The following is a 10,374-nucleotide window of genomic DNA, read 5'->3' as shown; positions in this document are numbered from 1 at the left end:
AACGTCTGGAAAAGCCCCGGCACCCGGGGCGGGCCGACGGAACGGCCGCCGGCCTGCCCGGGGGTTCACACTTGCGCGCCCAACTGCTCGGCGCGCTTGAGCCACGCCTGGCGCTGCTCTTCGCTGGCGCCGCGCATGGGGCTGAACTCCTCCAGGTGGCGGGTGGCGATGCCGCACGGGCCGAGGATGCAGCGCACCATCTGGCGGTGCGCCGGGGCGCCCTGGCGCAGGCGGTAGCGCCAGTGCGTCTGGTCGTGGGTCACCAGCAGGTCGGCGCTGCGCCCGCCCAGCAGCGGTTCCCACTCGCGGTCCTGCGGGGTGCGGTAGCGGAAGGCGAAGCCGGGCAGGAACACCCGGTCGAAGAAGCCCTGCAGCAGCGCCGGCAGGCCGCCCCACCAGATCGGGTAGACGAACGCCAGGTGCTGGGCCCAGTGCACCTGGCGCTGGGCCTCGAGCAGGTCCGGCTCCAGGTCCTGGCTGCGCTCGTAGCCGCCGCGCAGCACTGGGTCGAAGCGCAGCTCGCCGAGCTTGAGGGTGCGCACCACGTGGTCGCGGCTGCGCGCGCCGTGCTGGTAGGCGTCGGCCAGGGCGTGGCAGAAGCCGTCGGCCTTGGGCGTGCCGAGGATCACCAGGATGCGCTTGCCGTCGCCCTCCAGGGGCGTGGCGCCGGATTTGCCGGATTCAACCATGCTGCCCGGCCTCCAGCATGTCCTGCGGGCGGACCCATTCGTCGAACTGCTGGTCGGTCAGGTAGCCCAGCGCCAGCGCCGCCTCGCGCAGCGAGGTGCCCTCCTTGTAGGCCTTCTTGGCGATCTCCGCGGCCTTGTCGTAGCCGATGTGGGTGTTCAGCGCGGTGACCAGCATCAGGCCGCGCTCCAGGTGCTCGGCCATGCGTTCGGCGTCCGGCTGCAGGCCGGCGATGCAGTGGCTGTTGAAGTTGCGGCAGCCGTCGGCCAGCAGGCGGATGGACTCCAGCAGGTTGTGGATGATCACCGGCTTGAACACGTTCAGCTGCAGGTGGCCCTGGCTGGCGGCGAAGCTGAGGGCGGCGTCGTTGCCCATGACCTGGCAGGCCAGCATCGACAGCGCCTCGCACTGCGTCGGGTTGACCTTGCCGGGCATGATCGAGCTGCCCGGCTCGTTGGCCGGCAGGCGCACCTCGGCGATGCCCGCGCGGGGGCCGGAACCCAGCAGGCGCAGGTCGTTGGCGATCTTCATCAGCGCCACGGCGAGGGTCTTCAGGGCGCCGGCGAGGGTCACCAGCGGCTCGTGGCCGGCGAGGGCGGCGAACTTGTTCGGCGCCGAGACGAAGGGCAGGCCGGTGAGGCTGGCCAGCTCCACGGCGATGTCCTCGGCGAAGCCCGCCGGGGCGTTCAGCCCGGTGCCCACCGCGGTGCCGCCCTGGGCCAGTTCGTAGACCGCCGGCAGCGCGGCGCGGATGGCGCGCTCGGCGTAGTCGAGCTGGGCGACGAAGGCCGACAGTTCCTGGCCGAAGGTGATGGGCGTGGCGTCCATCAGGTGGGTGCGCCCGGTCTTCACCAGGTCGGCGTGGCGCGCCGACTGCGCGGCGATGCCGCCGACCAGCTCGGCGATGGCCGGCAGCAGGTCCTCGTGCACGGCGCGGGCGGCGGCCAGGTGCATGGCGGTGGGGAAGCTGTCGTTGGAGCTCTGCGCGCGGTTGACGTGGTCGTTGGGGTGCACCGGGGCCTTGCCGCCACGGGCGTTGCCGGCCAGTTCGTTGGCGCGGCCGGCGATCACCTCGTTGACGTTCATGTTGCTCTGGGTGCCGCTGCCGGTCTGCCAGACCACCAGGGGGAACTGGTCGTCGTGCTGGCCGGCGAGAATCTCGTCGGCGGCCTGTTCGATCAGTTGGCCGATCTCCGCCGGCAGCTCGCCCAGGCGCACGTTGATGCGCGCGGCGGCCTTCTTGACCAGCGTCAGGCCATACACCACGGCCAGCGGCATGCGCTGCCCGCCGATGGCGAAGTTCTCCAGCGAGCGCTGCGTCTGCGCGCCCCAGTAGGCCTGCTCGTCGACCTCGATGGGCCCCAGGCTGTCGGTTTCGGTCCGTTTCATGAAGGCGTCCTCCCACAATGGTCTGAGGGAGTTTAGGCCTTGTACCGGGGTTCGGGTTCCGCGCTGCGTCAATGGCGCCGATAGCTTGCCGGCGGGCCTACCAGCGGGCGTGGGTGGCGCCTATCCAGCCCAGGGCGCGCTTGACCGGCACCTGCTCGCCGGCGGCGCTGCGCAGGAAGCCGTCGTAGTGGCCGAACCACTGGCTGGTGTGGGCGTAGAGCAGGCCCAGGCGCGGCGAGGCCTCGTGCAGCTTGAGCGGGGTGAAGGCGAGGTCCACCCGCTGGTCTTGCGTGGTCAGGCGCCAGGGGGCGAGCGGGTCGTTGGGCTCCTGGCGGATGTCCACCTCGCCGCGCAGGCGCTGCAGCTCGCCGCCGAACCACAGGGCGTTCTCCTTGTGCTCGCTGTGGTCGGTCCAGCCCGAGCCGAAGTTGCCGGCGATGCCGCCGGGGGCGGCGAAGGCGGCGCGCGTCCAGAAGCTGCGGAAGGGCCAGACGCCGCGGCCGAAGTCCAGCGCGGCGAAGCTCTGCCCGGCCTGGGCCTGGTAGGTCTCGTCGCCCAGTTGCAGGGTGCCGGTGAAGGGCAGGCCCATCTGCCGGCTGCAGGCGTGGAAATGGTTGCCGCCCATGGGCACCACCAGGTTGACCGAGTCCAGGTGCGCCGGGCGCTGCACGTCCAGCGCCAGGGACAGCGGCAGGCCGCCCAGGTCGCTGGCGTCGGCGTGGATGCGCAGGCGCGCGCCCTGGTCGTCGAAGCCCAGGTTGAGGCGCTCGTGGTGGAAGGCGTGGCTCTGGTTGGGGTGGTCGGGCAGCTCGCAGCGCAGGCCCAGCGGGCAGATTTGCGTGCGGGCGTAGGCCTTGCCGGTGTCCAGGTCGAGGAAGTAGAGGGCGCCGTAGCCGAGGTAGTCGAGGTCGGCGATGGTCAGCGAGAGCATCCAGCCGGGGCTGATCAGGCACCAGTGGTTCCAGCGCTTGCGCCGGCCGCGCTGGCCGGGCAGGGCGCAGTCCAGCAGCGGCCGCGACGACCAGCCGATGGCGCCCGGGTCCAGGTGGCCCCGTGCATCGCACAGCATCGGTAGGGCGGGAGGCAGCGTGAGGCGGGCCTGGGAGGTCATCGAACACGTCCATGTGACAATCTGACCCAGCATGCCGATTCGCCGCTGGCAGGACAAGAGCGGGCCGCAACTTTCAGCCATTTCTGCCATTGGGCTGGCATAAACGCCGTTGCTCGACTCCCGCTTGAGGGCATTCCGAACTTAGGCGCAGAATGGCGGGTCCCAAGGGACACACCAGACAGACTCAAGGACTGCCCATGACCGCCCTTCGCAAGCTTTGCACCGCCGCACTCCTCGTTGGTTTCAGCTCCATGGCCCTGGCCGATTCGGCCGCCGAGGCCGAGAAGTTCCTCAAGCAGGTCCACGCCGACAAGCTCACGGTGCCGGTCTACGCCCAGGTGCAGCAGATGTTCGCCCAGCACTTCGCCCAGTCGAAGGCGCCGGACAGCAAGAAGGCGGTGCTCGACCGCTACCAGGCCAAGGCCAACGCCGAGCTGGACCGCGCGGTGGGCTGGGACAAGATCAAGCCGGACCTGGTCAAGCTCTACTCCGACAACTTCACCGAGTCCGAGCTCAAGCAGCTGAACGACTTCTATGCCTCGCCGCTGGGCCAGAAGGTCCTGCAGAAGATGCCGCGCCTGACCGCGCAGTCCGCCCAGCTGACCCAGGCCAAGCTGCAGACCGCCGTCGACCCGGTGAACAAGCTGCTGGCCGACATGGACAAGGAACTGGGCGTGAAGGCCCCGGCCAAGAAGTGACGGAAACCGTGACATGAGCATGCAGGAACGTATCCAGTCCGCCCTGGCCGCCGGCCTCGAACCGCAGCACCTGCAGGTGCTGGACGAGAGCCACATGCACAGCCGCGGCCAGGAAACGCACTACAAGGCGGTGATCGTCAGCCCGGTGTTCGCCGGGCTGAATTCGGTCAAGCGGCACCAGAAGGTCTACGCCACCCTCGGCGAGCTGATGGGCCGGTTCCACGCCCTCGCGCTGCACACCTACACCCCCGAGGAATGGGCCGAGCAGGGCGCCGCGCCCGACTCGCCGACCTGCCGCGGCGGCAGCAAGCACGACCACTGACGCTGCCCGCGGCTTGCGGTAGAATGCGCCAACGCCGGCAACCGATGCCGGCGTTGTCTTTTCTGACCCGGTCCGCCCTTTACGCGGGCGACCACTGGAGGATGTACCCCATGACCCGCTCCATCGTCGTGGCGGCGCTGTACAAGTTCGTTTCCCTGCCGGACTACGTCGCGCTGCGCGAACCCCTGCTGCAGACCCTGCTGGACAACGGCATCAAGGGCACCCTGCTGCTCGCCGAGGAAGGCATCAACGGCACCGTGTCCGGCACCCGCGAGGGCATCGATGGCCTGCTCGCCTGGCTGCGCAACGACCCGCGCCTGGCCGACGTCGACCACAAGGAGTCCTACTGCGACGAGCAGCCGTTCTACCGCACCAAGGTCAAGCTGAAGAAAGAGATCGTCACCCTGGGCGTGCCCGGTGTCGACCCCAACCGCCGCGTCGGCACCTACGTCGAGCCGCAGGACTGGAACGCCCTGATCAGCGACCCCGAAGTGCTGCTGATCGACACCCGCAACGACTACGAGGTGGCCATCGGCACCTTCGAGGGCGCCGTCGACCCGCGCACCAAGTCGTTCCGCGACTTCCCCGAATACGTGAAGGCCCACTACGACCCGGCGAAGCACAAGAAGGTCGCCATGTTCTGCACCGGCGGCATCCGCTGCGAGAAGGCCTCCAGCTACATGCTCGGCGAGGGCTTCGAGGAGGTCTTCCACCTCAAGGGCGGCATCCTCAAGTACCTGGAGGAAGTGCCCGAGGCGCAGAGCCTGTGGCGCGGCGACTGCTTCGTGTTCGACAACCGGGTGACCGTGCGCCACGACCTCTCCGAGGGCGACTACGACCAGTGCCACGCCTGCCGTAATCCCATTTCCAGCGAGGACCGCGCCAGCGAGCACTACGCGCCGGGCATCAGCTGCCCGCACTGCTGGGACTCGCTGCCGGAGAAGACCCGCGCCAGCGCCCGCGAGCGGCAGAAGCAGATCGAGCTGGCGAAGCTGCGCAACCAGCCCCACCCCATCGGCCGCGACCCGCGGCAGGTCGCCCTGGAGGATTGATCCGTGGCCAACGCCCGCCTGCTCTACGTGATGGACCCCATGTGCTCCTGGTGCTGGGGCTTCGCCCCGGTGGCCCAGGCGCTGATCGAGCAGGCGCGCGCCGTCGGCGTGCCCCTGGCCCTGGTCATGGGCGGGCTGCGCACCGGCCATGGCGCGGCGCTGGAGCCGGCCACCCGGCGCTACATCCTCGAGCACTGGCAGGCGGTGCACCTGGCCACCGGCCAGCCGTTCCGCTTCGAGGGCGCGCTGCCCGAGGGCTTCGTCTACGACACCGAGCCGGCCTGCCGCGCGGTGGTCGCCGCCCGGCGCCTGGACGAGGAGGCCGCCTGGGCGCTGGTCAAGGCCATCCAGCAGGCCTTCTACATCGACGGCCGTGACGTCACCGAGGCCGCCACCCTGGCGCAACTGGCCGAAGGCGTCGGCCTGCCGCGCATCGAGTTCGCCGAGCTGTTCGACAGCCAGGAGAACCACCTGGCGACCCAGGCCGACTTCTCCTGGGCCCGCGACCTGGGCATCGCCGGCTTCCCCACGCTGCTGGCCGAGCGCAACGGCCAGCTGGCCCTGCTGACCAACGGCTACCAGCCGCTGGAGGAGCTGGCGCCGATGCTGGAGCGCTGGCTGGAGCGCGGGCGCCAGGGCTGACGCCGGCCGCGCCGAGATGCTTTCGTAGGAAAGGTTGAGCGATACCCATCGCGCCATGCCGATGGGTATCGCTTCGCTCCACCTATCCTACGGGTGTTGTGCCTGCCGGAGGATGCCAGGCGCGAGCCCGCTTGCGAATCGAACTCAGCATGAACCGATGGCCGACGAGGGGCGTCACTGTCGCCCGTCGGCTGACCGACGGCTCTGGCGCAGGGGTTGGCGGCCGCGGAGGCGGCGGCGGCCGGCATCTTGTCGGACAATTTTGCGATTTTCCTCGGTGCGAGCCCTGTACCCCCGCCTTGTGGAATGGCTACCATGCACTAAGAGTAAGGAGGGGCCGTTGCGCTCCAGTCCGGCTACGGCGGGCTGCCGCAGCGGTAGGGACACGAAAGGAATCCGACAATATCCATGGGTGCTACTGGGCTGAGCCGCATTCGCCATGATTCCCGGCTGTGGAAGCTGGTATGGCCGTTCATCGCCGTGGTCCTGCTGCAGGGATTGCTTGGCGTAGGCAGCCTTTACCTGATTTCCGGGGTGCGCGCCTACGTTGGCGGCGAGAGCCTCTGGTCCAAGGGCCAGAAGGACGCCATCCATTACCTGCAGCGCTACGGCGAGACGCGTGACGCCGACGACTACCGGCGCTACCGGGAAGCCATCGCCATCCCCCTCGGCGACCGCCTGCTGCGCACCGCCCTGGACAGCCCGCAGCCGGACTACGAACTGGCGCGCAAGGGCATCCTGGCCGGCGGCAACCATCCCGACGACGTCGACGCCATCATCTGGCTCTACCGCTACTTCCACGGTTTCAGCTACTTCAACGAGGCGGTGCGCTACTGGAAGGAGGGCGACCGCTACCTCGACCAGCTCGAAGCCATCGCCCAGGAGATGCACCAGCGCATCCAGGCCGGCCAGGTCGGCCCCGGCGACATCAGCTACTGGGACCAGCGCATCCAGGCCATCAACGAAGGCGTGAGCCCCGCCTCCAGCGCCTTCAGCGCCGCCCTCGCGCAGGGCTCGCGGGCGGTGATGCGCCTGCTGCTGGCGGCCAACATCGCCAGCGGCCTGGCCCTGATCGTCCTGGCGGCCTGGCGCACGCGCAAGCTGCTGCTGGCCCAGCGCGCCTTCCAGAGCGCCCTGGACAGCGAGCGCGAGAGGGCCCAGACGACCCTGGCGGCGATCGGCGACGCGGTCATCACCATCGACGAGAACGCCAACATCGCCTACCTCAACCCGGCCGCCGAACGCATGATCGGCTGGGACAGCGACATGGCCCTGGGCCTGCCGCTGAAGTCGCTGCTGCGCATGCTCGACGAGGCTTCCGAGGAAGAGGACCTGGCCCTGGTCGGTCAGGTCCTGCGCGGCGAGGTGGAGGCCGGCAGCGAGGTCAGCAAGCTGCTGCAGCGCCTGGACGGCAGCGGCGTGGTAGTGACCCTGGTGGGCACGCCGATCCGCGTCGGCGGCCGCATCGTCGGCGCGGCGCTGGTGCTGCACGACATGACGCGCGAGCGGCAGTACATGGAAAGCCTGTCCTGGCAGGCCACCCACGACTCCCTGACCGGCCTGAGCAACCGCCGCGAGTTCGAGTACCGCCTGGAGCAGGCGCTGGAGCGCTCGTCGCAGCGCAATGGCCGCCACAGCCTGATGTACCTCGACCTGGACCAGTTCAAGCTGGTCAACGACACCTGCGGGCACGCCGCCGGCGACGAGCTGCTGCGCCAGACCTGCAGCATCCTCGAGCGCTGCCTGCGCGAAGGCGACACCCTGGCGCGCCTGGGCGGCGACGAGTTCGGCGTGCTGCTGGAGAACTGCCCGCCGGAGGTCGCCGAGCAGGTCGCCGAGAACCTCCGCCAGGGCGTCGAGGGCCTGCACTTCATCTGGGACCGGCGGCCCTTCAACATCACCGTCAGCATCGGCGTGGTGCACGTCTCGGCCATGCTGGTGTCGGTGGAGGAGGCGCTGCGCTGCGCCGACATGGCCTGCTACCTGGCCAAGGAGAAGGGCCGCAACCGCGCCCAGGTGTTCAGCCCGGACGACAGCGAGCTGTCCATGCGCTTCGGCGAGATGGCCTGGGTCCAGCGCATCCGCCAGGCCCTCGACGAGGACCGTTTCCGCCTGTTCGCGCAGCCCATCCGGGCGGTCGACCCGCAGGCCGAGGAGGGCCTGCACGTCGAGCTGCTGCTGCGCGTGCTGGACGAGAACGGCCGCCTGGTGCCGCCGAACGACTTCATCCCGGCCGCCGAACGCTACGGCCTGATGCCACTGATCGACCGCTGGGTGGCCAACCGCGCCTTCGAGATCCTCGCCGAACGCCGCGAGGCCGGCTGCGAGCCGATCGCCACCTGCGCCATCAACCTGTCCGGGGCCACCATCGGCGATGCCAGCTTCATCCAGATGCTCCGCGAGCTGCAGCCGACCTATGGCCTGGCGCCGGAGAACATCTGCTTCGAGGTCACCGAGACCAGCGCCATCGCCAACCTGGTCAGCGCCACCCAGTTCATCCACGAACTCAAGGCCATGGGCTACCGCTTCTCCCTCGACGACTTCTGCGCCGGCATGTCCTCCTTCGTCTACCTCAAGCACCTGCCGGTGGACTACCTGAAGATCGACGGCAGCTTCATCAAGGACATGCTCGAGGACCCCATCGACCGCGCCATGGTCCAGGTGATCAACCAGATCGGCCACGTCATGGGCAAGCGCACGGTGGCGGAGTTCGTCGAGTCGAAGGAAATCCTCGACGTGCTGCGGGAAATCGGTATCGATTATGCCCAGGGCTACGCCGTGGGCCGCCCGCAGCCGTTCAGCCGCCACTATTCCGGGCGCACGGAGCCGGCCCTGGCGGAGCCGGACACCACCTCCGGACGGTGACAGTCCGCAGGTTGTCATCTAGGCTGGCGGTCGATTTCATCGATGCACAGGGATGGGCAAGCATGAACGAAGCATTTCTCCGTGTCGGGCCCCTGAAGGACCTGACCAGCTACCCGCAGTGGGCACAGGACCTGGTGGCCGCCTGCGACGGCGCCCGCCACGCGGTGTCCGGGCACGAGTTCTACCGGCGCCTGCGCGACGGCCAGGTGTCCGCCGCGAGCATGCGCACCTACCTCATCGGCGGTTGGCCGGTGGTCGAGCAGTTCCCCCTGTACATGTCGCAGAACCTGCTGAAGACGCGTTTCGGCCGCTCCCCTGGCGAGGACATGGCGCGGCGCTGGCTGATGCGCAACATCCGCGTCGAGCTGAACCATGCCGACCACTGGCTGCGCTGGGCCGAAGCCTATGGCGTGGGCCTGGCGGCGCTGCGCGCGCAGGACGTGCCCGAGGCGCTGCATGCCCTCGGCCACTGGTGCTGGCACACCAGCGCCTCGGACGACCTGGCGGTGGCCATGGCGGCCACCAACTATGCGGTGGAAGGCGTGACCGGCGACTGGTCGGCGCTGGTCTGTTCCAGCGATGCCTACGAGCAGACGCTGCCGGCGGAACTGCGCAAGAGCGCGATGAAGTGGCTGCGCCTGCACGCCCACTATGACGACGACCACCCCTGGGAGGCCCTGGAGATCATCTGCACCCTGTGCGGCCAGGAAGTCTCCGCCGAGCGCTGGGATGCGCTGCGTGCGGCCGTCTGCAAGAGCTTCCGCTACATGGAGCTGTTCCTGGACCATTGCCTGGCCCGGGAACTGGCCGGCAGCACGCGCCGCCCGCAGGTGCGCGTGGCCGGCTGAAGCCCGCCTCAGGGCAGCAGGATGTGCTTGTCGCTGCTGCCTTCGTTCACCTCGCGGTAGCGCTGCAGGCCCTCGGCCAGCGGCGATTCGCGCAGTTCCCCGGGCAGCGGCAGGCTGCCCTCGTCGAACCCGCGGCCGAACTGCTCGAGCATGCGGGCGCAGGCCACGCTGTCGTACAGCAGCGAATTGACCCCCACCAGCGTTCCCCCGCGGCGGTACAGCGCCAGCGCCGGCAACTGCACGTGGCCGTCCACCGGCGCGGCGATGATGGCGATGCGGCCGAAGGGGGCCAGGGCGGTGACCGACGCCGGCAGCCAGAAGCCGGTGGTGTCGAAGATCACCTCGGCGCCGCCGGGGAACACCGCGTCGACCTGCCCGGCCAGGCGTTCCGGCTGCTCCAGCACCAGGCTGGCGATGCCGCGGGCCTGCAGCGCGGCGGCCTGCCCGGCGCGGCGCACGGCGGCCAGCACCTCGGCACCGCGGGCGCGGGCCAGGTCCAGCGCGGCCGAGCCGACCGCGCCGGCGCCGATCACCAGCAACCGGGTGCCGGCCTTCACGCCGCTGCGCTCCAGGGCATCCCAGGCCGTGGTGTAGGGCACCCCGCAACTGGCGGCCTGGGCGAAGCCCAGGCGCTTGGGCATCAACGCCACGCCGCGCGCCGGCAGGGCCAGCAGGCCGGCATGGCTGCCGTCGCGGAGGAAACCGAGCTCCTTGCCGGTGCCCCACACGGCCTGGCCGAGCAGCGCCTGCGGGCCCTTGA

At 69.7% G+C, this 10,374-nt stretch carries 10 protein-coding genes; 6 read left to right on the top strand and 4 right to left on the bottom strand.

Annotation, left to right across the window (positions count from 1 at the left end):
- Nucleotides 1-65: 65 nt before the first annotated feature.
- The 3 genes from DK254_RS16820 to DK254_RS16810 all read right to left on the bottom strand — a co-directional run bounded on the left by DK254_RS16820 (nt 66) and on the right by DK254_RS16810 (nt 3,187).
- A complete protein-coding gene (locus tag DK254_RS16820; RefSeq protein ID WP_089393588.1) occupies nt 66-689 on the bottom strand; it encodes an NAD(P)H-dependent oxidoreductase in 624 nt (207 codons plus the stop codon).
- Nucleotides 682-2,076, bottom strand: coding sequence for a class II fumarate hydratase (locus tag DK254_RS16815; protein WP_109934657.1), 1,395 nt, complete (start codon nt 2,074-2,076; stop codon nt 682-684). Before DK254_RS16815 ends, DK254_RS16820 begins: the two co-directional genes overlap by 8 nt.
- 97 nt (nt 2,077-2,173) lie before the next feature.
- Nucleotides 2,174-3,187 (bottom strand): DUF2804 domain-containing protein, encoded by a 1,014-nt coding sequence (locus tag DK254_RS16810; protein WP_089393586.1) that lies wholly within the window; start codon nt 3,185-3,187, stop codon nt 2,174-2,176.
- Nucleotides 3,188-3,339: 152 nt separating this feature from the next.
- Between DK254_RS16810 and DK254_RS16805 the strand changes: the two genes are divergently transcribed.
- The 6 genes from DK254_RS16805 (at nt 3,340) to DK254_RS16780 (ending at nt 9,614) form a co-directional block, all read left to right on the top strand.
- A complete protein-coding gene (locus DK254_RS16805; RefSeq protein WP_109934656.1) occupies nt 3,340-3,885 on the top strand; it encodes a DUF2059 domain-containing protein in 546 nt (181 codons plus the stop codon).
- 13 nt (nt 3,886-3,898) lie between these two features.
- A complete protein-coding gene (locus DK254_RS16800) occupies nt 3,899-4,207 on the top strand; it encodes a BolA family transcriptional regulator (protein WP_109934655.1) in 309 nt (102 codons plus the stop codon).
- 110 nt (nt 4,208-4,317) lie between these two features.
- Complete coding sequence (locus tag DK254_RS16795; protein ID WP_109934654.1) at nt 4,318-5,259, top strand: rhodanese-related sulfurtransferase; 942 nt, start codon at nt 4,318-4,320, stop codon at nt 5,257-5,259.
- Nucleotides 5,260-5,298: 39 nt separating this feature from the next.
- On the top strand, nt 5,299-5,901 hold the full coding sequence (locus DK254_RS16790; protein WP_177412077.1) for a DsbA family protein: 603 nt from the start codon (nt 5,299-5,301) through the stop codon (nt 5,899-5,901).
- 408 nt (nt 5,902-6,309) lie between these two features.
- A complete protein-coding gene (locus DK254_RS16785; RefSeq protein ID WP_109934653.1) occupies nt 6,310-8,766 on the top strand; it encodes an EAL domain-containing protein in 2,457 nt (818 codons plus the stop codon).
- A gap of 62 nt (nt 8,767-8,828) precedes the next feature.
- A complete protein-coding gene (locus tag DK254_RS16780) occupies nt 8,829-9,614 on the top strand; it encodes a TenA family transcriptional regulator (RefSeq protein WP_109934652.1) in 786 nt (261 codons plus the stop codon).
- An 8-nt stretch (nt 9,615-9,622) separates the two neighbouring features.
- On the opposite strand, the gene DK254_RS16775 is transcribed toward DK254_RS16780, so the two are convergent.
- Nucleotides 9,623-10,374: zinc-binding alcohol dehydrogenase family protein (locus DK254_RS16775; RefSeq protein WP_109934699.1), on the bottom strand; the 752-nt coding region annotated here is incomplete at its 5' end.

Origin of the sequence: Pseudomonas sp. RW407, from assembly GCF_003176655.1 — a bacterium.
Lineage (GTDB): Bacteria > Pseudomonadota > Gammaproteobacteria > Pseudomonadales > Pseudomonadaceae > Pseudomonas > Pseudomonas delhiensis.
This window is presented reverse-complemented; position numbering and strand designations above follow the sequence as displayed.

What these genes read in the sequence shown, in the direction of transcription:
- DK254_RS16815 (WP_109934657.1), bottom strand. Translation starts at nt 2,076, where the DNA reads ATGAAACGGACCGAAACCGACAGCCTGGGGCCCATCGAGGTCGACGAG.
- DK254_RS16785 (WP_109934653.1), top strand. Translation starts at nt 6,310, where the DNA reads ATGGGTGCTACTGGGCTGAGCCGCATTCGCCATGATTCCCGGCTGTGG.
- DK254_RS16790 (WP_177412077.1), top strand. Translation starts at nt 5,299, where the DNA reads ATGTGCTCCTGGTGCTGGGGCTTCGCCCCGGTGGCCCAGGCGCTGATC.
- DK254_RS16805 (WP_109934656.1), top strand. Translation starts at nt 3,340, where the DNA reads ATGGCGGGTCCCAAGGGACACACCAGACAGACTCAAGGACTGCCCATG.
- DK254_RS16810 (WP_089393586.1), bottom strand. Translation starts at nt 3,187, where the DNA reads ATGACCTCCCAGGCCCGCCTCACGCTGCCTCCCGCCCTACCGATGCTG.
- DK254_RS16780 (WP_109934652.1), top strand. Translation starts at nt 8,829, where the DNA reads ATGAACGAAGCATTTCTCCGTGTCGGGCCCCTGAAGGACCTGACCAGC.
- DK254_RS16800 (WP_109934655.1), top strand. Translation starts at nt 3,899, where the DNA reads ATGAGCATGCAGGAACGTATCCAGTCCGCCCTGGCCGCCGGCCTCGAA.
- DK254_RS16795 (WP_109934654.1), top strand. Translation starts at nt 4,318, where the DNA reads ATGACCCGCTCCATCGTCGTGGCGGCGCTGTACAAGTTCGTTTCCCTG.
- DK254_RS16820 (WP_089393588.1), bottom strand. Translation starts at nt 689, where the DNA reads ATGGTTGAATCCGGCAAATCCGGCGCCACGCCCCTGGAGGGCGACGGC.